The following is a 24,546-nucleotide window of genomic DNA, read 5'->3' as shown; positions in this document are numbered from 1 at the left end:
AAAATAAATTCACTTACAAATAGTAAGCATTAAGTAGCTTACTATTCGTAACCACAGATGTCAAATTAGGTGCTTCAAGTAGGAAGTGGAAATTTGTAAGGGAATTTGACATGATTGTCCTATGTGAAATTCAAACATGGTCTGGAGGGCTGGAAAGTGAAGACGGAAAAACAGAAAATGCTAGCTGGGGAGTTGTATCTTGCTGCTGATCTGGAGCTTGTTAAGGAACGGGAAAATGCGAGAAGATTGACGAGGCTTTACAATCAGACGAAAGAAACAGAAAGTGGGAGGCGGCAGGAACTGATCAAAGAGCTTTTCGGAAGTGTTGAAGGAACGGCTTTCATTGAACCGTCCTTTCGCTGCGATTATGGGTATAACATTCATATCGGGGACAATTTCTTTGCTAATTTTGATTGCGTGATTCTCGATGTCTGTGAAGTCAAGATCGGAGAAAACTGTTTTGTGGGGCCGGGAGTCCATATTTATACAGCGACCCATCCCATCGATCCGCTTGAACGCATAGCTGGACGGGAATTCGGCAAGCCTGTAACGGTTGGCGACAATTGCTGGATTGGCGGAAGGGCGATCATCAATCCAGGAGTGGCAATCGGGCATAATGTTGTCATCGCTTCGGGAGCAGTCGTCACCAAAAACATACCGGATCATGTGGTCATTGCCGGCAATCCAGCGCGTATCATCAAACGCATTGGAGTTTGAACATACCAGGTGCCTGGTCCTGTGGTTTTTTCTATACAGGGCCAGGCACCTCTCAGTTTCCGTGCCTGGTCAGTTTTTCCTGCCATTCTTTTGTCTGGAGGGGATTTTTGCTGTTGATGAAGATTTTCTTATCCTTCAATTCGATATATAAATAAGGAGCGTTCCCTTTATGGACAAACAACAGGCTCGTGCCGTATTCCTCAACTGTGAACCTCCCCTTTGCGATCGTTGACATGCCGAAGCCGTCTTGTTTCCAGGTGACGGTTGGCATCTCATCGAGAAGGTTGACGGCTACGATCTCTGAATAGTTCCACTCATCCCCATACATGCCGGTAATTTCAAAGGAGTCCTCATGCGTCTTAAGTTCGAAATCCTGGTACCCCACGTATATTAAAACCCCTAAAAAACCGATGGTCCCGGCCGCGATAAGCGAGCTTACGATATAGCTGCGCTTCCGTTTGGACGGTATTTCATATTTTGACAGATAGACAAGACCTCCAAGTAAGAATACAATCATGAAACCGAACTGAATATCCATCGCGTAATCGAACGAAGTGAAACTGAGCGGAAGCAATGCCGCCATCCCGCCCGCAGTCGCAAGCAGAAGCTTCCCGACCCTCTGCGGATAGCCAAGCTCGATCAATTGGCGTTGTTCTTCATCGGAACGTCCATTGAAATTGGATATCAGGCCATATATCTTTTTCTTGACGATTGCCCACCCCAGGATGGAAAAAAGAGCGATCAGGAACAGCTGGATGCCAATGAGAAACCACATGATAGACCCTCCGGTGCAAACTTTTTCTATTATATACGTTTTAACAGAAGAAAGGGATTCAAGATAATTTTGAGGAGGAAAAATCAGGAACGGTGTTGAATAAAATGTATGGCTTGATTATTACAGCAAGGGGTGAAAGAATGAATTTTTTGAGAGACTGGACAGCTTTTGAAAAGAGCTGGCTGATCATTTTTACTGGAGTCAATATTTATTTGTTTTTTGCCTGGGAGGATTCGCTTCTTGGACTTATCTCTTCGATCGCGGGGATGCTGTGCGTTGTCCTTGTCGCGAAAGGGAAAATATCAAACTATTATTTTGGAATCGTCCAAACATCCACCTATGCTTATATTGCCTATACATATGGCCTTTACGGGGAGGCGATGCTGAACGGGCTATTTTATTTCCCTGTCCAGTTCATCGGAATGTATATGTGGAGAAAAAACCAGATCAGGGATGCAGAAAGTGTAAAAGGTGAGGACATTCCTGTACAGCGCCTTTCCTCGCAGGGCTGGATCAAGCTGCTTGCAGTGGTGGCGATTTCAATTGTCGCATACGGATTCTTTCTGAAATATTTAGGCGGCAAGAGTGTCTGGATTGACTCGGCGACGAATATCCTCTCGATTTCTGCGCAAATCTTGATGCTGAAGAGGTATGCTGAACAGTGGGCATTGTGGATTTCAGTCAATGTCCTGTCGATCATTCTTTGGATCGGGGCACTCGTCACAACAGGCGGGAATGATTTATCCATGCTTGTCATGTGGTCAGCTTTCCTTGTCAACTCCATCTACGGCTATATAAACTGGTCAAAGATGTCCAGGCTTCAAGAACAGGAGGCTGCGTGATACCGCTTTTGGATCGCGAGCAACCTGAACGCGATCAACTGCGGTCATTTGATAGGCGAAAAAGTTTATAGACTGCTTGTTTAAAAGCCAGGCATCCTGAAGAGGGTGCCTGGCTTTTGTCGGGCGAGGTTAGCTGGATGGTGAAAAAGGAGACACCCAATTAAAAGGAATATCCGGTGACTAATAGATCCGGGCGTCACGGACGCAGTACAAGTGAATGGCCAGCTTCCCTCTCCTGGATGGGTGATCTTTTTGGATTGCCTGGCAAAGGCTCCTCACCGTTTGGAGCCTTGCCGGTGGTTCACCCAACATTTTTCCTTGGTTCGGCACCTTTTCGCAGCGACCTTGATTTCAGGAAAAAGAGGGAAGTCATTCCGATAGATAAAATGCCGAACATTACGCTCATATTCTGAAGACCGACTGCATCCAGAAGGAAGCCGGTCATAAGCAGGACAATCTGGAAGAATACGCGGTCCATCATGTTGCGGAAGGAAAAGAAGCGGCCGTGATAGTCCTTCGGGACCTTTGTCTGGAAAATAGTTGCGGCGGTCGGGAAGAAGCAGCCGACTGAGAATCCAAAGACGATGAAGGCGATGATCGTTAAAACAGGGAGATAAGCAAAGTAGAGCATCATCTGCGAGATGCCGATCAGGAAAGAACTCACGAATAAAACAGTATATGGCGGGACCCTATCGCTGATCCGCTTGATCAAAAAGGCGCCGCACATGAAGGCGATTCCCTCTGCTGTATAGATCCATCCTTTTATCGCCGCGCTGCCCTGGAGCTCACTGATATTGATGACAAGCAAATTGAAGCCGCCGAGGAACAAAAGCGGGATGAGTGCCATGATCAGTGTCATGAGAACGATTGGCAATTTGCTGATGACCGGAAAAACATCCTTGAATCCTTGTCTTTGGTTCCCTGCCTTGGTATGCAGTACTTCAATCTGCTCATCGAACCTTAAGAACCAGGTCAGACTGAAGAGAATGAGATAGGCGGCCAGGGATAAAACATACACCATCGATAAAGGGATCATGACAAGCAATATTCCTGCAACTGCTGTGCCGATAACGCGAGAAAGCGTAGCGACATTCATATGCACTCCGTTAAGCCGGAGCAAATCTTTTTCGCTGACGACTAAAGGAATTGCTGCCTGAAGTGCCGGAAAATAAAAAGCGGCAGAAATTTGCAGTAAGACCAGAAAGATCAGCATCCACCACACGGAACTTGTTTGAATGGCAATCAGCATGAAGAGGACGCTTGCCGCCCTGACAAAGCCTGACAGCAGCATGACGGTCTTTTTGCTGTGCTGATCGGTCAACCTCCCTGCTAGTGGACCAACAGCAATACCGGCGAGCAACCCGGCCGCAAGGAGAACTGATTTGAAGAAGTCAGAAGGAATTTTTTCCTGCATGAATTCAAGGTTCCCGATGATCCCAAGCCACAATCCAAGACCAGCGATGAATTCCCCGGTCAATAATATCCAAACATTCCTATTTCTCCACATACGTATGCCTCACGTTTTCTTCAATATTGGTTCTTTAAAGATACTACATTTATCTGATAATTGTAAAATTACGGCTCACTAAATAAAAATAAAATAAGAAATTCATCCCATGTTTAAAAGACTTTTCCATTCTTTTGGCCGAGTTTCCAACCTGTATTTTGGGGAAAGGGTATGGTAATGCAAGGAATGGGAGGAGGCGGTGATTGACCATAGAGGCTCTGTTGCGTAAAATGCTGATTGGAGGAAACACAAGGAGGCTCCCTTAGGATTGGTTGGATTTCCTTCGTGCCGCATCGCCGGGGAATGAAAAGGATTTCCTCGAGCGGAAATCAGGGGGGATGTTAACCATTGTCCATTCAAAAACATAATAAAAAAGGAGAAGATGAATGAAGTACATAAGAATGATTGCTGCAGCCGCCGGAATGTTTTGCATGATTGGTTTTTTCCAGGTTGATGCCGAAGCCTCACAGTTGAAAATGGGTTCAAGAGGTTCAGACGTTACCTATGTGCAATCTGTATTAAAAAAACTTGGCTATTTTTATGGCGATACGACAGGCTACTATGGACCGATTACAAGGAATGCCGTTGAGCAATTCCAAAGGGATTTTGGCATCGAGGCCGTTGGGGAAGTAGGGCCGAAGACATCGAGGATGATCAACGATGTTGTGATGATGGCACATACGGTGCATGGCGAAGCAAGAGGAGAGGACTATAAGGGGCAGGTAGCAGTGGCGGCAGTCATCCTGAACCGGGTCCAATCCAGCGAATTTCCTGATTCGGTTTATGAGGTGATTTTCCAGCGGAACGCTTTCACGGCTGTTTCTGACGGCCAATACAATCTCGAGCCGAATTCCATTGCATACAAAGCTGTGAAGGATGCATTCCTTGGCTGGGATCCATCATATGGAGCCGTCTATTATTACAATCCTCTTCTGGCCACTGACCAATGGATTTTTACCCGTACAGTGAACCAGCAGATTGGATCTCACAGTTTTGCTTTCTGATTTTTAACAACGACGTTTCAATGGCCTCCTGACTTGGGCCCGGAATCATAGGGGAGTTTAACAGAACATCCATGGAAGCACCGGTATATCCGGTGTTTTTTGTATGATGAAAAAAAAACGGGAAACCCTAAACCCAAATAGCAAAGGAGGGATGGAAGATGGATAAAAAAGAGGAAGAATTCAAAATGAGCTATGAATCCGACGGTAAAATGGATGACAAAAAAGGAGAAGAGGTGAAGAAAGACGAAAGTGCGAACTTCTTCAATATCACGCCGGACAGCGAATGAGAAAAAGAGCCTGTTCACGCTTCGCGCAGCTGGATTGCCGCGAAGCGGGAGCAGGCACTTCAGTTAGTTCCGGGGATCGACATAATCCGGATAATCGGTAATGATTCCATCCACTTTCATGTCGATGAGGAATTGGGCTGCCTCGGGGCTGCGGACGGTCCATGATTGAATTTCCATGCCAAGGTCATGGACTTTATCCACTAATTCTTTTGAAACCAGGCCGTAGTTCGGATTGAAGTAGTCAGCGTATTCAGCGAAACCTGCAAGGGCTTCATCCGTGACATGCAGCGAGGAGGAAGTCAGTACACCAATCGGAACTTCGGGAAGGAGGGCATCCATCTTCTTCATTGAATCAAAATTGAATGACTGGATGATGATTTTTCCATTTTGAGGTTTGTCTAAGTTGCGTTCTTTCAATTCCTGTGCGACTCTCTCTTCCATACCTGGATACAGCTCAGGTGCTTTCAGCTCAATCAATATCCCGATTTTTCCACGATAACGGTCAAGGACTTCTTCGAAAGTCGGGATTTTTTCCCCTGCGAATTCCTCCCCTTTGAAGCTTCCGGCATCAAGGCTGCGAAGCTCCTCGAATGTCAGGTCGCGGACTTTGCCAGTCCCATCCGTCGTCCTGTCAACCGTCGTGTCGTGGATGACGACTAGTTCACCATCCTTGCTGCGCTGGACGTCAATTTCGATATAGTCTGCTTTCATTTCAAGCCCCTTATCAAAGGCAGCAATCGTATTTTCTGGTGCGTAGCCCGAAGCGCCTCGGTGGGCAACCGTATCAAATTGCCTCAGTTCCCCTTTTGTAGGCCCATCCGCAAACGCCTGTTGAAAAGGACTGAACAAAAGCGCCAGCGCGGTTCCCGCTCCAATCAATGCTTTTTTCATTTCTCCATCTCCTTTGCATTTTTATTACCCATTGATAGAATAAGGGAACAATATTTAGGGTGTATGCGATTTTTGTATAGATAGAGTTATTGATTTTTTAAGAGATTTAGTGAATTTTGCCTAAAAAGATTTACAAATTGCCAGGATTTTAAGAAGAAAAGTATAAGTTTATAACTAAGCAAAGGAGGCTGTCCCATGAAAATCCTGATATCCGGCTTTGAGCCATTCGGAAAGATGAGCATAAATCCTACCGAGGAATTGCTCAAGGATGCTGAACGATTTTCTGCGAAAAACAGGGAGGTTTCAACGATTTTGCTGCCTGTTCATTTTGATGAGTGTGCGGACAAGCTGATTCATAAAATGAATGAGGTAAAGCCGGACATTGTCATATCTTGCGGCCTTGCTGCGGGCAGGACAGCCATCACACCTGAACGGATCGGCATCAATATAAAAGACACAGGCTCCGGCAATCCATACCCTGATAATAAGGGGAAAGTGCCCAGCGATGAACCGATCGACATCCATGGTCCTGACGGCTTGTTCGCTACCTTGCCAATCAGGCAGATCGTGAAAAATCTGAACGATGAAGACATCCCTGCCGCGATTTCGAATAGTGCTGGAACTTTTATCTGTAACAATACGCTTTATGCTGTATTGAACCATATTCGGAAAAACAGCCTTCCGATCAAGGCTGGTTTTATCCACTTTCCGGCCTCGACAAAAATGTCAGTCAGCAATCCCTCACTGCCGTCCCTTCCTCAGGAAACGCTGGTTAAGGCATTGAGGATCATTGTTTCCACTTGTGCCATGGAGGAATAGAACGCTGGATCCTGTTAAAATCCGTATCCAGCACTTTCGCAACAGATTTTCGATTCAAGACAGAAAGAATGGAAATCAATGATAAGATTATATGTTTTGAGGTTCAGAAAATACTGGTCATTATTCAGTAAATAGCTTTGTGGAAGGCAGTGACTAAATTCCTGGCATGCGTCTGCATCCAAAAGGAGTGTATTTTTTCCTGTGAAAAATTAAAAATCTGAACTAGACAAACCACTCATTCTAATTTTTTATTGCATTCTAAAAATTTAGAACATATAATAAAGTCAAATCAAATGAAAATTTTGGAAGGTGAGTCGGATGGATTATATAAAAAAGACCATGGAAGTGAATTTGGAACAGCAGAAGCTCGTCTCCAGCCCTTTGCGGGTTAAAATCATTTACTTGCTGGCAATGAAGGCGATGACCGCAAAACAGGTAGCTGATGAACTAGGGAAGTCTGCCGGGAGTATTCATTATCATATCCAGCAGCTCTACAATGGCGGAATCCTGGAAATTGAAGAGACGAGGGAAAACAGAGGGATCATTGAAAAATACTATCGTTCAAAAGCGACCCATTTCAGTTTGAATACCGAGAAAGAGGACACGAAGGTAGAAGAGACAACGAGCCAGGGAACGTATGTGTCACTGACTGAAGCCGACCTGAAGGAGTTACATGCAGATTTGGACGCACTCTTTTTCAAGTATGTAGAAAGATCAACCAGCAAGAGCGAAGAAGAACGGACTTCCTATGAACTCAATGTTATTTTAAAAAAAATCAAGGAGGAAGACTAATGGAGAAGGCGGTGAAGAGGAATCTGATTTTTTTCCTCCTAGGAAAAGTGACCGCAGTCCTTGGATCTTCGATTTATGCGTTTGCCATCGGACTCTATATCCTGTCCGAAACTGGTTCGAGCCTCAACTTCGCGATTACATTGATCTTAAGCATTCTGCCGCGGATATTGCTCGCTCCGATTGCAGGGACCATCAGTGATCGTTTTGACCGGAAGAAGATCATCATCTCCTCTAACTTTTGCAGTACAGTATGGCTAGTTGCTGCTTTGCTTGTCTTTACCTTCCTGTCAAATGAAATATGGATCCTTTATGCCGCTACTGCGGGATTGGGCATTTTGAACACCTTTTATTCCATCGCAGTGACTTCATCCATTTACAATATGGTTGGCCCTGACCACCTTCAGAAAGCAATGTCATTGAACCAGGCGGCAATTTCCCTATCAGCGATTCTAGGTCCCGTCCTTGGGGGCGTCTTCTTTGGCATTTTTCCCATCACCACCTTCATGGGCCTCAACATCCTTACATTCCTTCTAGCAGCCATAGTAAGCATCCTTATCGATTATAATTTATTCTCAGACAAGAAAAAACCGGAAAAACAAACAAGCATGGTGGAAGATATGAAGCAGGGCATCGTTTATCTCAAGCAGCAGCCTTTCCTCTTTTACCTGATCCTCATCAGTATCTGGCTCAACTTTTGGTTTGCTGTTTTTCCAGTCGCCCTGCCTTATTTAGTGCTCACAATCAGAAAAATGTCCTCAATCCAGCTTGGCATCATCGAAGGGAGTTTTTCCGCAGGGATGATGATTCTGGCCTTGTATCTGTCAGCAAGAAAAGAAATCAAAAGAAAAGAGCAATCGATCATGTTAGGAATCTTGCTTCTCTCAATTGTACTGATTTCTTTGGGACTGCCAGACTTCCAATCCTTTGCATCCATTTCGAACGATTTTTTGTTTGGTTATTTCATCATCCTGGTCCTGCTGCTCTCAGCAGGTATCATGTTCATCAATATGCCGGTCATGGTTCTTTTACAGAAAAATACACCTGATGAGTATCGCGGCCGGGTGATGTCCCTCCTGGAAACCGGTTCAAGTGTCATGACGCCGGTTGGCTTTATCTTGTTTGGTTACCTGCTGGAAAAAGTACCGGTATGGAGCCTGCTCGGATTGTGCGGATTATGCCTGTTATTGATCGTTCCGTATCTATACAGGGGAAACGTGTTCCTGGATTTGCTAAGGAAAGAAGCGCAGCAGGAAACGGTGGCTGTTAAGATGTAGGCGCCAGCCTTTTTAAAACCCAATGTAAATTATTTGAATATATAGGCAAATGAATATAAAATGGGAAAGGTTGGATATCAACAAAGAGATGAGGGAAATTTCATGAAAAAAGTGATGGGAAGTTTGATTGTTTTTTCGGCATTTTTGCTGGCTGGCTGCGGTGGTGTCGTGAAAGAGACGGTGAAGACAGTTGTCAAACAGCAAACCGGTACAGAGGAAGGTGAAGCGGCTGCTGCAGACACGGTAAACAGCGCGGATGGTGCCGGCACAGAGGATGTGTCAACTCCTGATGCGGAGGGCACAAAGGATGATGCAAGCGAAGGTACAAGTGCTGATTCAACCGAAACGGATGGCGAGCCAGGAAATGTAAAAGAAGGCTTCCAACTTGTCGGGGATGATACGGTTGGATGGTTCAAGATACCTGAGGATTTCATCAAGTTCATCGAACAAGGAGGCGGAATCCCGAATGGGATCCAATATGCGACACCGGATGGATCCTTGATCCTGACAGCCATGAAGGTGGATACGGCTGACAGCCTGGAAACGATCGCCGCGGGCATGGTGGAGCATATGACCAGCCAGGGCCCTTCGGTCATGCAAAACAAGACTACGGTTAACGGCAGTCCGGCACTGGTGTTGTTCCAGCACTTCCCAAGCCAGGATCTCAAGTGGTACGTCCATTTGGTTGATGAAGGAAACGCAAGGAAATACATTTCAATTGAATATGCAGGGGATCAGGAAGATCTGAAAAATCAATTACTGGAACACTATTCTCCTGTAAAGCCATAAAAAAGGAAACTGGTTGAAAGGCCAGTTTCCTTTTTATGGTTATTCGGTTTACCTTGAGAATCATGATGAAAATCCGCAAACTTTCGACAAAATTTTAACATTCCATTGTGCGCTGGGCTTGGTATTTGATATGTTAATAATATGTAGTGCTGGAATATTACACCTAAGCTCAAGTCATGGAGGAAACTCTTTAATGGACAGTAAAGAGAAAATTCATCATTTCAATGTATTATTTATTTTAGTATTGGTTTTATTAGTCGAGATTGTGGATTGGTTCACCTCTTTCTATTTTTCTATAAGTGAGACCAGCGAGTATTTAATCGGCTTAACAACCACTTCAGTCCTCACTGTTTTCATTGTGGTCCTATTCAAGGGAATCAACAAAACTGCGAAGGAGCTTCATGCGAATAAGAAAAGGCTCAAAAGCATTTTCGATACGCTTGATGTAGCGATCTGGTCGCATGATTTAAAGACGGATACCCTATTGATCACCTCTGGAATCGAAAAACTTTATGGTTATTCGTCTGAAGAGTTTTATAAAGATAGCACCCTTTGGAAGCAGGTCATCCATCCGGAGGATCGCCATATCCTTCCTGGGAGGGCGGCAGGTTTCCTGAGGGGCGAAGCGGTTACGAATATTTATAGAATCATACGCCGTGATGGCGAAGTGCGTTGGATTCAGGACAGGGGGATTCCTGTCCTGGATGAAAACGGGACCTTCATCGATTTCACGAGTGTGCTATTTGACATTACCGACAGGCAGGAGAGTGAAGGACGTTACCGAAGCCTTGTGGAAATGTCTCCTGATTTGATCGCGGTCTATAGCAGAGGAAAGCTTGATTACATCAATGAAGCAGGGTGTAGGCTGCTGAAGGCCGAAAGCCCGGAGGATTTAATCGGGCAGCCGATTTCTAAAGTCATTCCTGAAGATGTCCTCACCAGGATCAAGCACAGGGAGCTGGCAATCGATGAGGATTCTGAAGAAAAGCTTTGGTTCGAATTCAAGGCGACACAGCTTGATGGAAAGGAAATCGCTGTTGAAATGTCAGCGATGCCGATTCTATATGAGGGTCGGATGGCTGAGCAGATTGTCGGCAGGGATTTGACCCAACGGAAGAAAGCGGAAAATACAATCAAATATATGGCCTATTATGATGTACTGACAGGGCTTCCGAACAGGAATATGGTCAGGAAGCATCTGAATGCAGCATTCCAGGAGGATAGCTGCCGCAGCCTGGCCGTGCTTTTCCTGGATCTTGACCGTTTTAAAATCATAAACGACACGAAAGGGCATTCTGTCGGGGACCTAATCCTGAAGATCGTTGCGGGAAAGCTGAAAGAGGCTGTTGGGGACCATGGGCTTGTGTCACGCCAGGGCGGCGATGAATTCATCATTTTGCTCAAGGACCATACCAAAGAACAGGTGATTGAAATTGCCCGGGGGATTCTTGAAGCATTTTCTGAAGGAATCGAGCTTGAGAACCAGGAATTCTTCGTGACACCAAGCATCGGGATCAGCATGGCTCCATTTGATGGAAATGACGAAGAAACATTGATCAAGAATGCGGACACTGCGATGTACCTGGCGAAGGAAAGGGGGAAGAACAATTTCCAGTTCTATACTGACCAGCTTCGTGGGCTTTCATCAAGGAAAATGGAGCTGGAGAATGGTCTCAGGAAAGCACTTGAGCATGATCAGCTTGTTCTCTACTACCAGCCTCAAGTGGAGCTGGAGTCGGGAAAAATCATCGGTGTGGAGGCGCTTGTACGCTGGTCCCATCCAGAGGAAGGAATCATTTCCCCCGGGGAGTTCATCCCGCTGGCCGAGGAAACGGGATTGATTGTCCCGATTGGCAAATGGGTCCTCCAGAAGGCATGCAAGCAAAATAAGGAATGGCAGGAGAGCGGGCTCCTTCGTGTCCCGGTTTCCGTCAATATATCGGTCCGCCAGCTGCAGGATGATCAGTTCGTCGATACAGTGAAGCAGATTCTGGATAACACAGGACTTCAGCCGGATTTTCTCGATCTGGAAATTACGGAGAGCATCATGCAAAACAGCCAGAAAACCGCTGGCGTCCTGAGGCAACTGAAGGATCTTGGCGTCACAGTGGCAATCGATGATTTTGGGACAGGTTACTCTTCTTTGAGCCTCCTTAGGCATCTGCCAATCGACAAAATCAAGATCGATAAGTCCTTTGTTGAGGATATCGCTCTGCACGGGAACCAAGGGGCGATGGTGAAGACCATCCTTGATATGGGCCATAACCTAAGATTCGGCGTCATTGCCGAAGGCGTAGAGGATCGGGAACAGGTCGAATTCCTGAGCAGCAATGGCTGCGAAATCGGCCAGGGTTATTATTTCAGCAAGCCGCTGCCCCATGATGTATTTGAAGCATTTGTTAAAAAGAATAGGTATCCTTATCAAAGCATTCTGCAATAGCAGGATGCTTTTCTGGCAGGGGGCAGGAACTTCTGATCATCGGCTGGGACAGGTAGATTTACTTTCTAGTATCTTAGTCTTTGGAATTACGGTATTGTTAATTTTTAGGCTGTGTTAAAGCTGAATGTTGTTTTTTAAAGAGTTGATTGGAACGGAAGGGACTGACTCATGCGGGATGCAGCGGCAAGGTGGAGACCCCGCAGGCGCAAAGGGCCGAGGAGATAGGGAAGCTGAAGCGCTTTGGTCAGCCCCGACAAGCGCTGGCCGACTAAGACCGCCGCGTCCTGCGGCAACGTCGGCACTAGGACGTCCTGTCCGTCGAAGGGCCTGCCAGTGAAGTCGCTCTTTGACTTCATTGGCAGGAGAGAAGCGCTGAAGCTGGACGAGCTCCACTGACACCCCGCGGAGAGCATGTCCCTGGAGTGGAAATCAACCCCCAAGTTTAACAGAGCCAATTTTTATTTAAGTGGTAGATTAGCTGCACAACCCCAGAGGAAAAAGTCCTTGTATTAACTAATTTTAAATTCAATCGCTGTTTTAAATCCATGAACAACGGTTTTCCTTCTCCTAAAATAACAGGATGAACAGATAATCTGAATTCATCAACAAGTCCTAAATCGATGAAAGTTGTTATGAGGCTTGCTCCGCCATATAGCCAGATGTCTTTCCCAGGCTTATTCTTTAATTCAGTTACTTCTTCAAGAATATGGTCATTTATGAAGACCGCTTTATTGTCAGTCCCTTTTCGCGTTTTGGAGAACACGTATTTTTCCTTGCTATGAACTGCTTTCCAAATTTCTTTTTCAGCATCGGGGTCTTCTTTTTCCGGAGTAAATTGTCCCCATAAATCATAGCTTTTTCTCCCGTAAAAAATAGTATCAATTTGATTCAAAAAATCAATAAAACCCATCTCCGAATCCATGATACACCAATCAACCTCGCCATTTGCCCCCTCAATATACCCATCTATTGTGACTGCTAAATCTAAAACTATTTTTCTTGACATGAATTTTCCTCCCTTTAATCAAATAGATATTGCCGGTATATAGCAATGGAATCAAATATCACATGAATCTAAGAGGACACAAAAATGGGGAAGGAATGGACCTGCTATACAAAGAGGACCTATTTCCATTCCACTTACTATTTATTGTGAAAATAAGTTTCATTGCTATATTGACACCTAGTATAATATTTAATTATGACATCTATTGTCATAATTAAATATATGATGATGAATCATTGAGGTGGGGAGTTATGCGCGCTGATCGGCTGATATCCATTTTACTGCTGCTTCAAAATAAAAGGAAATTGACAACCAGGGAATTAGCCCAGGAATTGGAGGTAACTGAACGTACCATTCATCGGGATATGGAAGCATTGAGTGCAGCCGGTATCCCCGTGGTGGCTGAACGCGGAAAGGCTGGAGGGTGGAGACTGCTTAAACAGTATCGAACGAATTTAACTGGCTTGAAAGCCGATGAAATTAAGTCTTTGCTTATATCACCGTCATTCCAGTTGCTTACAGACTTAGGATTAACAAAGGATTGGCATGAAGCGCGCCAGAAAATACTGGCTTCGATTCCAGCCCCCTTACAGGAAAATGCGGAGGATGTATGGAACCGGATCCATGTTGATACAAGCACCTGGAGACAGTCAACAGAAAAAATGCAGTCATTCAGAGTTTTGCAACAAGCGATCTGGGAAGAGCGGAAACTACAAATAAAATATGAGCGTGCAGATGGGGAGTGCATCGAACGAGTTGTCAACCCGTTAGGATTAGTTGCCAAAGGCAGTAGATGGTATTTAATCGCGTTATCAAACGAAAAAATCCGAAACTATCGAGCCTCAAGAATATTGTCTGCGCTATTGATGAGTGGAACTTTTACCCGGCCAAATCACTTTGATTTAGCCCATTATTGGAGCAGCTCAACACAAGAATTCATTAAAAATCTGCCAAGATACGAGGTCGATGTTGAAGGATCTCCGGCTATCGTCCAAAGAATGAAGTTCACTGGACGCTTTGTACAGACCGTAAAAAGTGATTCACCCTTAGAAAATGGTTGGATCCCAATGGAGCTGTGCTTTGACACAGAACAAGAAGCGATTGAATATATCCTTGGCTTCGGGAATCAGATAAAAATCATACGTCCGAATATTTTAAAGCTAAAAGTATATGATCGTGCAAGAGCTGTAATAGACTTTTATGAGCAGGAGGAGCAAGTCGAAAATAAAATGTCCTGAAAGTAGAAAGCTTTTTCTCATGTGAAAGCCTGTTTATAAACAGTATTCAGCTCATGAAGTGGCCATTTCCGGAACAATCCAATGGCCATTTTTAAATAACTTTAGCCCGCTTCCAGAGGGACGCAAATCGGTAATGCTGGGTAGTGTTGATTTTTGACTATTTTGCTGGTTCGGAGCGGAAGGGATGAAGACTTCATCGTGAAAAAGGAGGAGACCGCGGAGACGCGGTGTGCCGACGAGGCTCCCTGGCGCGCCTGAGGAAATCAAGTTGAATTTAACAGAAAGCAGCAAGGTAGAAGGGTTCGTTTCTCCTCATAAAAATCAAATTCACTTGGAACTCCTGCATATCAGAAGGCCGAAAAGGCATGATAAAGGAAAAAAGGAGTGATGGTGAATGAGGAAACTGGCTATCGGAGCTGCGCTTTTGCTGGCATTGTTTGTTCCCCAAGTGGCGAACGCAGTGGGGCAGGGAAACTGTGATGTTTTGAAAAGTGTGTTCAAAACAGAGGTCGAATCAGGAAACGGAATCTGCAAGGTCGAGATTGGAAGGGAGAGTATCCAGGCAACCCATATGGGCAAAAAAATGTCTCCTGAAGCTATGGAGCTTGTTTTCCATATGTCTTTCGAGAAGGTGGGCACAGGGACGGCAGTGATGGGTGAATTAGCCCTGCTGGAGGAAGAAGTAAACCCAGTCATTGATGAACTTCGCAAAGGCAGGCTGGAGATTTCAGCGGTCCATAATCATATGCTCCATGAACAACCAAGAATCATGTATGTCCATTTCCAGGGAATTGGCAACATCTCCCAGCAGGCAGAAACAATCAAACGGGCGATTGACCGAACGAGCAAATAAAAGGAAGAGAGCGGGAATTATTGCTCTCTTCCTTTTATTTGTACAACGGCTTTAAGATACGAGCAGTTTCAAGCCTTGTTCCTGGCCAGGCCCAGGATTCATTGTGCAGGCTTTTTGTACGCGTTTCGCAGTGTGTAGTGTATCATGGCAGGTTCACAGTAACGTCTCTTCCGGATCCTTTACGCCCCTTAAGAAACCCCTAGCCTCTATTCATTCCATAAATCTTTTGATTCGCATAAACCGTTGACAAGGTTGGAGCTTCGATCCCAAAGCCGGCTGCTTTTTCCAGTAAATAGCCGAATAGATGATCTCCTTCGGTCGGCAGCTGTTTTTCCATATCACGCTGGAGGGACGATTTCATTCCGTAGCCGATTTCGTTCAGTCTGGCAAAAGTGGCATCCTCGATCCCGCTGGCAAGCGGGGCGCCGATCTTGCGCATGATCCCGGCTGTTTCCCTAATAAGGCTGCGCAGCACCCCGGCGCCCAGTGCTTCCTCGCGGATTGGTCCGATTGGCGATCTAAACAGCGAGGTGATGCCACTTAAAGAGGTAATGAAAAGATATTTGTGCCACATCTCCTGCTCGATTTTTTCAGAAAGCCGGAAACTGGCCGTCGACCCTTCGAATGCTTTTGCAAGCTGCATCATCCGCTCAGTCCGGACTCCGTTCCGTTCGCCGAACACAAGGTCATGGCTTGGACTTGTCTGCAGGATTCTCCCCTCGCTGTCAAGCGTGGTTTCAATGAAGCATAGTCCCCCCAGCACATTTTGACTTCCAAAAGCTTCTGCTAATAGATCAAGATGGGCAATTCCGTTTAGAAGCGGCAAAATCATCGTGTCCCTGCCGGCAAACGGGCGTATATCCTCAATCGCATCGCTCAAATGGTAGGATTTCGTGGAAACCAGGATCACTTCATATGCTTCCGGATCGTCTCCTGCTAAAATAGTCTTCACTTCAGGGAAACGCATATCTCCGTGGATACTTTCGACGACAAGGCCAGTATCACGCAATTTCAGCTGCCGTCTTTCCCTTACAAGGAATGTGACATCCCCGCCCTTTTCCAATAGCCTTCCGCCAAAGTAACCGCCGATTGCCCCTGCACCAACAACCAGGATTTTCAATTGTCCATCGACCTCCTCATCAAATATGAAAAAAGTAAAAGTGCACGCCTGTCATAAGCGTGCACTTCAAAATGAAGCGAAGTCAAGCCTTAATTTTACTGGATCCCATCAATAGAGAAAGTACGCTGCCAGCAGGGAGCCTGCGGCAACAAGAACAAGGATGGCTTTTGCGTAGATAGGAAGCTGGTCCTTCCCTTTGCCATTGACTTGCTCTTCTTTCTCGTTGACCGTTTTCCGGTAGTTCGGACTGCAGCAGCTCATATTTACGCCACCTTGTTCCAGTTGGAGATATCTTCGTCCAGCGGAACATTATTCGCGCGCGCCTTTATAGCAGCCTTGAAGAAAATGGCAATGATTGCTGCGGTAACGATCGCTGCTCCGATGTAGGCTACAGTCATTGACTGGCCAAAGCCGATTGGCGCATTGATGATATAAGTTGTCGTTGCCATTGTCATGAAGGCACCAGGAATCATCGCAATCCAAAAGTTTTTCTTGGCGATGAACAAGTACATTGAAGCTACCCAAAGGGCGATGACCGCAGTTGATTGGTTAGCCCAAGAGAAATATCTCCAAAGAATGGTGAAATCCACCTTTGTCAGAGCGAATGAAATCGCGAATAGTGGAAGGGCAATCCATAGGCGGCTAGTGAATTTCTTTTGTGAAAAATTGAAGTAGTCCGCGATGATCATCCTTGCGCTGCGGAATGCAGTATCCCCTGAAGTAATCGGAAGGACGATGACACCCAATACTGCGAGCGTTCCCCCGATCGCTCCAAGCATCAAGGTAGAAGCTTCGCTGACAATCCCGGCAGGTCCGCCGTTTGCAAGCATGTCATTAAGTCCGTTGTAACCATCGAACAAACTCATTGCAGCGGCTGCCCAGATCATTGCGATGATTCCTTCAGCAATCATCATGCCATAGAAAATCTTGCGGCCTTGCTTCTCATTTTGCGTTGTACGCGAAATGATTGGTGTCTGTGTTGCATGGAAACCTGAAAGTGCGCCACATGAAATTGTCAGGAATAGCAAAGGAAAAATCGGCGCATTATCAGGATGGAAATTCTTTAAGGATAATTCAGGAATTGGTGCTCCCTTGATTACAAGCATCGCACCTACACCCACTGCGCTGATCAGCAGGAGTGCGCCAAAAATCGGATAGAAGCGGCCGATGATTTTATCGACAGGCAGGAGTGTCGCCAGGATGTAGTAAACAAAAATCACTCCGACAATCACGCCCATTGATGCCCAGCCACCCATCAGGTTGTGGAGAAGACCGGCAGGCGCGGTGACGAAGACCGTTCCAACCAGCAGCAAAAGAAGGATGGCAAAAGCGTTTACCACGTGTTTCATGAATTTGCCGAGGAATTTCCCGGCAAGCTCAGGAAGGTGCGCGCCGCGGTTGCGGATGGAAATCATCCCGGTCAAATAGTCATGGACAGCACCGGCGAAAATCGCTCCAAGGACAATCCAGATAAAAGCAACAGGACCGTACAGCGCTCCCATGATCGGCCCGAAGATCGGCCCGACTCCAGCAATGTTAAGAAGCTGGATCATAGAGTTTTTTACCGTGGACATCGGAACATAATCCACGTCATCTTTATTGGTGTATGCAGGCGTAGATCGCTCTTCATTCACACCGAAAACCTTCTCGACAAACTTTCCGTACGTGAAATAACCAATAATTAAGAGTGCAATACCACCTAGGAATGTAAACATGAAGAAACCCCCTTCATTCAAAAATGAATGCGTTTACAGACAATTATAAAAGAATTCTTACAATTGAGTACGTTTTGTGAACAAGATGCAGGAATTGGGGAGCAACGTGCGAAAAATGTCGATTCACATGCAGCAAGCTCTTGCGGAAAAACAAAAAAGTATCCGGCTGGATACTTTTTTGTTTTCCTCAGGTTTATAATTCGAGCTTGGTCCTCAATGCCTTGACATAATTGCGGCTGACGGAAAGCATTTCATCACGCCCTCTTAATTCCAGCTGATACGCACCGTTAAACCAAGGTGTCAATCTCGTTACGAAATCCAGGTTGACGAGATAGCTTTTATGGATGCGGAAAAACGAGAAAGGCAAGAGCCTGCTTTCCAGATCCTTCAAAGGGGTTCTCGATTCATATTCTTTCGTCCTTGTGATGATTTTTGAGATTTTATCATCGCGATACATGTACAAAATATCTGAAGGGTCAATATAGATGATTTCTCCATCGCCTTCCACTGCAAGCTTGCCGGATGGCTTCGCCTGTTCGTTTTCTTTTTGCGGGAGGAAATGCTTTTCAATCCTTTGCACGGTTTGTTTGAGCTGGTCTTCATCATAAGGCTTGAGCAAATAATCGACTGCTTCATATCTGAAAGCTTCGGCAGCGAACTGTGGATAGGCAGTGGCGAAAACAATCAAGGGAACTTTCTTGAGTTCCATCATGGCCTTTGCGACTTCCATGCCGTTCATCTTTGGCATCTCTACATCCAGGAAGACAACATCCGGCTGGAGCTGCAATGCCTTCATGACAGCTGATTCCCCGCTGTCCGCCTCGCCGGCAACCTGGATGGAAGGAAAGGAGGCAAGCAAATGCTTCAGCTCATCCCTGCTGTATAGTTCATCATCTGCAATTAATGTTCTTATTCTGCGGTTCATCTATATTTCCTCCAAATCTGGAATGGCAAAAGAAACCTTTGTCCCCTGCTGTGGTTTGCTTTCAATCCTGAGGGAGGCTGTTTCGCCGAACATCATTGTCAGTCTGCGGTTCACATTGTATAAGGCAATCCCGCTTCCTTTTTTGGAATCAATGATCTTGTTTCCTAGCAGCCTGATCCGCTCCTCGTCCATCCCCTTGCCGTTATCTTCAACGCTGACCAGGATGCCTGATGGCTGATCTAGAATTGAAATTTTGATGAGGCAGTCCTGCTCCATATCCTTGATACCGTGCTTGACCGCATTTTCGACAAGCGGCTGCAAGGTAAGGGGAGGGATCTTCACGCTCAGTGCATCGTCATCTATTTCGTATGCAATCCTTAGCTTTTCGACAAAGCGCGCTTCTTCAATGGCCAGATAGGCCTTTACATGCTTGAGCTCCTGTTCCAGGCTTGCCGTTGTCATTGTGGTAGCGGTAAGGTTCTGACGCAGGAAATGGGAAAGCGATATAAGCAGCATTCTTGCTTTTGCCGGATTGATCCGTGTAAGGGACGTAATCACATTCAGAGTATTGAAAAGAAAGTGCGGACTGATTTGGGCTTGGAGGGCTTTGATTTCCGCTTCCCTTGCCAGTTGATAGGCCTTGTCCGCTTCCGCAATTTCAAGCTGGTTGCTCAGCAGATTGCTGAGGCCGGAGATCAGCTCGACTACGACATTGGTTATTTCTTTTTCTGACTTAAAATAAAACTTCAGCGTCCCAATCGTTTTGCCGCGCTGTTTCAATGGGGCGATCACAGCTGCACCAAGCGGGCAATTTTTTTCACGGCAATGGATCGTTTTATCATTGGCAATGACAAGCTCGCCTTTCCGGAGTACCTCCCTGGTGATCTGGGTTTGGATTGGGCTGCTGGAGCGATGATGATCGTCCCCAAGACCGATGTGAGCCAATATATCAGTCTTGTTTGTCATTGCAACAGCGCTCGTCTGGACTTCATCATGCAAGATCTGGCATACGGCATGGGCAGATTCGGGAGTGATTCCTTTTTGCAGGTAGGCGAGCGTCTTGTCGGCGACCCTCAGTGTCTTCTGTGCCATAAGCGCCCCTGTTCTTTCTTCCTCGGCGACGACATTCTTGATGACGAGCAGGAACAATGCAGAGCCAAGCCCATTTGCGACCACCATTGGCACTCCAATGATCTCGACAAGCGTCACTGCTTTTTCAAAAGGCTTGGCGAGCAGGACGATGATCGCCATCTGGACTGTTTCCGCAATCGCTCCAATCATGAAAGCGGATGAAAGGCTGACCTTGCGATTCGTTTTATGGTAGCGGCCGGAAATGATGCCAGCGACGATGGCGGCAAGTCCGCAGGCAATGGCAGTGAACCCTCCAAGCGTAAAACGGTGGAGACCGGCAATCAACCCAGCACCGATTCCGACTTTGTATCCTCCAAGTAAACCGGCAATGACGATCCCAATCACCCGGGAGTTCGCTATCGCTTCATCTGAGGCGAGTTCAGCTGCCCAGCGATTGAATTGAAGTGTTTCAGTATTGAAGCTCATCCCGGAATAGGTCCCGATGATCCCGAAAAAACCGAAAAAAACGATGGCTAAGTATTGCTGCCGGCGATTCAGCTTGTCATTGTAGATCAGGCCTCTGAAGAAACGGAATCTTGTCAAAATAAATGCAATCGTGACAATGATCCCGAGCCGTTCGAGCATCGTGATTAAAAGTTCAAACATGGCTACATCCCCCAGGGTGACGAATTTTATCATGTACTTGAATTTATTTTATAGGAAGGATCTCCAAAGTAAAAGCGCAGCAGACTGGAAGATGGCTATTTGGGCACATAAAAACTCCCAGACCGCTCTTGATCAGGGGGAAGACAGTTAATAGCGCAGTTTGATGGAAGTGGTTCCGTCACTCTGGAGTTCAGCGTAAAGAACGTCCTCCAATCGGCTGATTCCTTTCAATTTGAGCTCATTCAGGAGCCAGCCCTCAGTCAAGTCAAACTCCAACAAATTTTTCTTTACGACCCTCCCATCCACGATTAATTCCGCAGGAAGATATCGACGCGGTGAAACAGCAATCCCGGCGTCTTTCTTGCTGGCATTTTCATATTCCATTTTTTTAAGCACACTAAGCTGCCCGTTTGGCTCAAGAATGGCGTAATCTACTTCCGCAATAGAGAAAATGTTTTTAAGCCGGAGTAGCATCGTGAGGTCATCCATATTCAGTTTATTGGATTTCATGGCCTCTTCAATGATGTTTCCTTTCTTGATGATGATGGTTGGCTCGCCGTCCAGCACAATCCTTGCTTTTGGTGATTTGAGGCTGATGTATTCGACGGTCAACGTTAAAAAAGCCCACAATGTAAGGCCAATAACCCCATCGATCAGGTTAATGTCCCTATGCACGACCATATCGCCAGCAATGTTTCCGAGTGCAATCCCGGTAATATAGGTGAAGAAAGTCATCTGGCTGAGCTGCTTCTTGCCCAGTACTCTGGTCAAAACAAACAAAACGGTGAAACCCAATAAAGTTCTTGGCATTGTCGTCAGAAAGTGTTCCATAATGGCTCCCCAAAAATCGTTTTTCATAGGTTTCCCTAATGCCATGAAATTAATGACCTGATACCTTCGCGGAAAAACCAGGGGAATGATGCGTGTCCACTGAAAAACTGCCGGATTGACTCCATTAAGAACAAAGAACGGCAGAATCCTCTCCAATAAAGGAAGGGATTCTGCCGTATCAGCCAAGTAGGTTAGAAGCAATTGGTTAAGTAACACCAGGTTGATTGGAGCGAAAGGCGCGAGACTCCAGCGTGGTCAGTGTGGCAGGTGAGAACCCCGCATGCGCTTTAGCACTGAGAAGGCTCAGTGAACGCCACGCGGAAAGCGAGCATCCTGGAGCGAAAAATCAACTGGCAAACTTAATAAAGGCTATCCTTTAAAGACTTTCATCAGACTCAATTATTCCGCCTATTTTTTTGTTGGATCAATAGATCTTCATATTGCCGCTCGAAATATCTGCGTCGATTTCATGCTTTCCGCTGCCATGTTTGCCACTGAGGCGGTTTTTGTTCTCACTCTTGTTTTCCAGCGGGAACTGGCACTTAATATCGCCGCTGCTCATTTTTCCGTTCAAATAAAAATCCGCGTCGTCAGGGAGGTCCAGCCCCATGTATCCTGAACTCACTTTCAAATTGATTCGATCCTTCAATTCTTCCATCCCGATTTCCAGTTCCCCTGAAGACACATCGGCATCAAGCCTTCCGGAGTAATCCTTCACCTTCACACTGCCTGAACTGACTTTGAACGAGCCAGTTCCTGTCCTGATGGATTCCATTTTCACATCTCCAGAGGAGCTTTCATGATTGAAATGATCCACTTTTAGGTTTTCAAGTTCCATGCTTCCTGACCCAATTTCAACTTCCAGTTCATTGAGTTCCATCGGATTTTTCGCTGAAGCTCCGGAAAATTTGACCTCTCCGGAACCAAGTTCGATTTCCATATCCCTGACATAGTCCTCCGGGATATAAATCGCCAGCGATGGGCGATCAAGATCGGACCAATTAAATCCAAAGAAGCGTTTTTGCTTGACTGTAACCTTGATTTCATCACCTTTACGGTCTACCGACACGATTCCCTTGCCACTTAGCTCTGCATAGACATCATTTCTGTCATCCGGGATAATCGCCGTTTCCGTGCTGGAAATGTCAATGGCAATCTTCTCGGTGTTCCTGGAAACTTTAGCCGAGTCTTTCCCTTTTGAAGAAGAATATCCATCAAGGAGATAACTCAGCCCAATATATGCTCCGGTGATGATCAAGAAAATGACAAATATCCGTTTCAACATTCTAGAAATCCCCTCTCACCAAACTCTGACTCCATCATAAGTCAGAACGGCGTCAGCCCCTATGCCCCCTGGTTTTAATTTCCGCTAAGTCCAGAGACTGATTTTGGAAACAAACGCCGGGTTCCTGCAATGGATGAAAAGGCAGTGCGTAACGATTGCCTATTGGGCTCTTGCTTCGAAAAGTTTTACAATTTCGATGATCGTCTGGACGGATTTGATCATGTTGTCAACTGAGATGTATTCGAATCTTCCGTGGAAGTTTTCCCCTCCGGTGAAGATATTCGGTGTCGGAAGGCCCATATAGCTGAGTTGTGAGCCGTCGGTCCCGCCTCGGATCGGCTTCACGATCGGTTTTATCCCGAGACTTTCCATAGCCTCATAGGCGATATCGACAATTTCCTTTACTGGCTCGATCTTCTCCTTCATGTTGTAGTATTGGTCGCTTATTTCAAGCTCAACAGAGTATTCGCCATATGTATGGCTGATTTCATTTGCGGCCTTTCGCATCAAATCCTTCCGCGCCTGGAAGCTGTCGCGATTGAAATCGCGGATGATATACTGCAGCTTTGTTTCCTCGACATCCCCATTGAAAGAAGTCAGATGGAAGAAACCTTCATAGCCCTCCGTATGTTCCGGTGATTCTTGTTCAGGAAGCTTGCTGTGGAATTCCATCGCCAGCTTTGCTGAATGGACCATCTTTCCTTTCGCTGTCCCAGGATGGACGTTTTTCCCTTTGAAAGTCAGTCTGGCGCTGGCGGCGTTGAAGCTTTCATATTCAAGCTCGCCTAAAGGTCCGCCATCGACGGTGTAGGCGAATCTGGCGCTGAACTTTTCGACATCGAAGCGATGTGGCCCTCTGCCGATTTCCTCATCCGGCGTGAATGCGACCCTGACTTTGCCGCGCTTGATTTCCGGATGGTTGATCAAATAGGCCATAGCCGTCATGATTTCTGCGATTCCCGCCTTATTATCGGCGCCAAGCAGGGTAGTGCCATCCGTCGTGATCAGTGTATGGCCCTTATATTGAGGCAGCTCCGGAAAATCCGCAGGCGAGAGGAGGATATTCAATTCCTTGTTTAATAAGAGTGGTTCGCCATCATAATTCTCTACCACTTGAGGATTGACATTCTTGCCGGTGAAATCGGTCGCTGTATCGACATGAGCCAGGAACCCGATTGTCGGCACATCCTTTTCCGTATTCGCTGGCAGCGTCGCCATTACATAACCATTTTCATCCATTGTTACATCTTCCATGCCAATCGTTTTTAATTCTTCGACAAGCATATTGGCGAGTGTCAGCTGTCCCTCGGTGGAAGGGCATGTGCTGCTGTCTTCATTTGATTGGGTATCGACTTTTACATATGTGGTGAATCTTTCAATGATTTCATTCTTCAATTTCCTTCATCTCCCATTCAGATTCTATTTTCATATTATCATTCACGGAGAATATTGTAATACAAAAAACGTTTCGCTTTACAGATCCATCCCATCACGCTACTATGGAACTAACTTCATATTCCATGTACTACTAGGGGTGCCCTGTTTCGGGCTGAGAGAAAAACATTCAGTTTTTTGACCCTTCGGACCTGATCTGGGTAATGCCAGCGTAGGAAAGTAGTGAGAGATTTTTTCTTGCATTGCTTTTTGAGCCAGGTCCTTTCATGGATCTGGCTTTTTCATTTTTAAAAGGGGGATCAAT

The 24,546-nt window shown here is 46.0% G+C and carries 23 protein-coding genes and 1 riboswitch; of the genes, 11 read left to right on the top strand and 12 right to left on the bottom strand.

The window, feature by feature from the left end; translation table 11 throughout:
- Positions 1 to 156 precede the first annotated feature (156 nt).
- Positions 157 to 717: a maltose acetyltransferase domain-containing protein gene (locus tag JJQ88_RS01845; RefSeq protein ID WP_210364037.1), complete on the top strand. Its 561-nt coding sequence runs from the start codon at positions 157 to 159 to the stop codon at positions 715 to 717.
- A gap of 52 nt (positions 718 to 769) precedes the next feature.
- On the opposite strand, the gene JJQ88_RS01840 is transcribed toward JJQ88_RS01845, so the two are convergent.
- Entirely contained in the window at positions 770 to 1,492 is a 723-nt protein-coding gene (locus JJQ88_RS01840) for a DUF3784 domain-containing protein (protein ID WP_210364036.1), read from the bottom strand.
- A gap of 140 nt (positions 1,493 to 1,632) precedes the next feature.
- Between JJQ88_RS01840 and pnuC the strand changes: the two genes are divergently transcribed.
- Complete coding sequence (gene pnuC / locus JJQ88_RS01835) at positions 1,633 to 2,334, top strand: nicotinamide riboside transporter PnuC (RefSeq protein WP_210364035.1); 702 nt, start codon at positions 1,633 to 1,635, stop codon at positions 2,332 to 2,334.
- Positions 2,335 to 2,635: 301 nt separating this feature from the next.
- On the opposite strand, the gene JJQ88_RS01830 is transcribed toward pnuC, so the two are convergent.
- Complete coding sequence (locus tag JJQ88_RS01830) at positions 2,636 to 3,841, bottom strand: MFS transporter (protein WP_210364034.1); 1,206 nt, start codon at positions 3,839 to 3,841, stop codon at positions 2,636 to 2,638.
- 386 nt (positions 3,842 to 4,227) lie between these two features.
- Here JJQ88_RS01830 and JJQ88_RS01825 point away from each other — a divergent pair, with 386 nt between their 5' ends.
- Together JJQ88_RS01825 and JJQ88_RS21400 are read left to right on the top strand one after the other, a co-directional pair.
- A complete protein-coding gene (locus JJQ88_RS01825) occupies positions 4,228 to 4,845 on the top strand; it encodes a cell wall hydrolase (protein ID WP_210364033.1) in 618 nt (205 codons plus the stop codon).
- A 158-nt stretch (positions 4,846 to 5,003) separates the two neighbouring features.
- Complete coding sequence (locus JJQ88_RS21400) at positions 5,004 to 5,132, top strand: hypothetical protein (protein ID WP_282597645.1); 129 nt, start codon at positions 5,004 to 5,006, stop codon at positions 5,130 to 5,132.
- A gap of 63 nt (positions 5,133 to 5,195) precedes the next feature.
- On the opposite strand, the gene JJQ88_RS01820 is transcribed toward JJQ88_RS21400, so the two are convergent.
- Positions 5,196 to 6,023: a glycerophosphodiester phosphodiesterase gene (locus tag JJQ88_RS01820; protein ID WP_210364032.1), complete on the bottom strand. Its 828-nt coding sequence runs from the start codon at positions 6,021 to 6,023 to the stop codon at positions 5,196 to 5,198.
- Positions 6,024 to 6,218: 195 nt separating this feature from the next.
- Here JJQ88_RS01820 and JJQ88_RS01815 point away from each other — a divergent pair, with 195 nt between their 5' ends.
- The 5 genes from JJQ88_RS01815 to JJQ88_RS01795 all read left to right on the top strand — a co-directional run bounded on the left by JJQ88_RS01815 (position 6,219) and on the right by JJQ88_RS01795 (position 12,137).
- Positions 6,219 to 6,842, top strand: a complete 624-nt coding sequence (locus tag JJQ88_RS01815) for a pyroglutamyl-peptidase I (protein ID WP_210364031.1) — start codon at positions 6,219 to 6,221, stop codon at positions 6,840 to 6,842.
- 318 nt (positions 6,843 to 7,160) lie between these two features.
- Positions 7,161 to 7,634 (top strand): ArsR/SmtB family transcription factor, encoded by a 474-nt coding sequence (locus tag JJQ88_RS01810; protein WP_246860872.1) that lies wholly within the window; start codon positions 7,161 to 7,163, stop codon positions 7,632 to 7,634.
- Complete coding sequence (locus JJQ88_RS01805) at positions 7,634 to 8,908, top strand: MFS transporter (RefSeq protein ID WP_210364030.1); 1,275 nt, start codon at positions 7,634 to 7,636, stop codon at positions 8,906 to 8,908. Before JJQ88_RS01810 ends, JJQ88_RS01805 begins: the two co-directional genes overlap by 1 nt.
- Positions 8,909 to 9,010: 102 nt before the next feature.
- On the top strand, positions 9,011 to 9,697 hold the full coding sequence (locus tag JJQ88_RS01800) for a hypothetical protein (RefSeq protein ID WP_210364029.1): 687 nt from the start codon (positions 9,011 to 9,013) through the stop codon (positions 9,695 to 9,697).
- Positions 9,698 to 9,890: 193 nt separating this feature from the next.
- Positions 9,891 to 12,137, top strand: a complete 2,247-nt coding sequence (locus JJQ88_RS01795) for a sensor domain-containing protein (RefSeq protein ID WP_210364028.1) — start codon at positions 9,891 to 9,893, stop codon at positions 12,135 to 12,137.
- Positions 12,138 to 12,579: 442 nt separating this feature from the next.
- Here JJQ88_RS01795 and JJQ88_RS01790 read toward each other — a convergent pair whose 3' ends face one another.
- Complete coding sequence (locus JJQ88_RS01790) at positions 12,580 to 13,143, bottom strand: dihydrofolate reductase family protein (RefSeq protein ID WP_210364027.1); 564 nt, start codon at positions 13,141 to 13,143, stop codon at positions 12,580 to 12,582.
- A 251-nt stretch (positions 13,144 to 13,394) separates the two neighbouring features.
- Between JJQ88_RS01790 and JJQ88_RS01785 the strand changes: the two genes are divergently transcribed.
- Positions 13,395 to 14,381, top strand: a complete 987-nt coding sequence (locus JJQ88_RS01785; RefSeq protein WP_210364026.1) for a helix-turn-helix transcriptional regulator — start codon at positions 13,395 to 13,397, stop codon at positions 14,379 to 14,381.
- 394 nt (positions 14,382 to 14,775) lie between these two features.
- Positions 14,776 to 15,234 (top strand): DUF1259 domain-containing protein, encoded by a 459-nt coding sequence (locus tag JJQ88_RS01780; protein WP_210364025.1) that lies wholly within the window; start codon positions 14,776 to 14,778, stop codon positions 15,232 to 15,234.
- 199 nt (positions 15,235 to 15,433) lie between these two features.
- Here JJQ88_RS01780 and JJQ88_RS01775 read toward each other — a convergent pair whose 3' ends face one another.
- The 8 genes from JJQ88_RS01775 to pepT all read right to left on the bottom strand — a co-directional run bounded on the left by JJQ88_RS01775 (position 15,434) and on the right by pepT (position 24,242).
- Positions 15,434 to 16,354 carry a ketopantoate reductase family protein gene (locus JJQ88_RS01775; protein WP_210364024.1) on the bottom strand — a complete coding sequence of 307 codons (921 nt, stop codon included), beginning with the start codon at positions 16,352 to 16,354 and terminating at the stop codon, positions 15,434 to 15,436.
- A 108-nt stretch (positions 16,355 to 16,462) separates the two neighbouring features.
- Entirely contained in the window at positions 16,463 to 16,615 is a 153-nt protein-coding gene (locus JJQ88_RS01770; protein ID WP_210364023.1) for a hypothetical protein, read from the bottom strand.
- Between the two features lie 2 nt (positions 16,616 to 16,617).
- Positions 16,618 to 18,069 (bottom strand): carbon starvation CstA family protein, encoded by a 1,452-nt coding sequence (locus tag JJQ88_RS01765; RefSeq protein ID WP_210364022.1) that lies wholly within the window; start codon positions 18,067 to 18,069, stop codon positions 16,618 to 16,620.
- Positions 18,070 to 18,262: 193 nt separating this feature from the next.
- Positions 18,263 to 18,994, bottom strand: coding sequence for a LytR/AlgR family response regulator transcription factor (locus tag JJQ88_RS01760; RefSeq protein ID WP_210364021.1), 732 nt, complete (start codon positions 18,992 to 18,994; stop codon positions 18,263 to 18,265).
- Positions 18,995 to 20,731: a sensor histidine kinase gene (locus JJQ88_RS01755; protein ID WP_210364020.1), complete on the bottom strand. Its 1,737-nt coding sequence runs from the start codon at positions 20,729 to 20,731 to the stop codon at positions 18,995 to 18,997.
- 147 nt (positions 20,732 to 20,878) lie between these two features.
- Positions 20,879 to 21,562, bottom strand: a complete 684-nt coding sequence (locus tag JJQ88_RS01750; RefSeq protein WP_210364019.1) for a DUF421 domain-containing protein — start codon at positions 21,560 to 21,562, stop codon at positions 20,879 to 20,881.
- A 424-nt stretch (positions 21,563 to 21,986) separates the two neighbouring features.
- The gene (gene liaG / locus JJQ88_RS01745; RefSeq protein WP_210364018.1) at positions 21,987 to 22,847 is read right to left on the bottom strand and encodes a LiaG family protein; all 861 of its coding nucleotides are present in this window, start codon (positions 22,845 to 22,847) and stop codon (positions 21,987 to 21,989) included.
- A 159-nt stretch (positions 22,848 to 23,006) separates the two neighbouring features.
- Complete coding sequence (pepT, locus tag JJQ88_RS01740) at positions 23,007 to 24,242, bottom strand: peptidase T (RefSeq protein WP_210364017.1); 1,236 nt, start codon at positions 24,240 to 24,242, stop codon at positions 23,007 to 23,009.
- 125 nt (positions 24,243 to 24,367) lie between these two features.
- Positions 24,368 to 24,477, top strand: a riboswitch (TPP riboswitch).
- The last annotated feature ends 69 nt before the right edge of the window (positions 24,478 to 24,546 follow it).

It is taken from the genome of Bacillus sp. REN3, from assembly GCF_017912555.1.
GTDB lineage: Bacteria > Bacillota > Bacilli > Bacillales > Cytobacillaceae > Mesobacillus.
The sequence above is the reverse complement of the archived record's forward strand: the minus strand, read 5'-3'. Positions and strand labels throughout refer to the sequence as shown.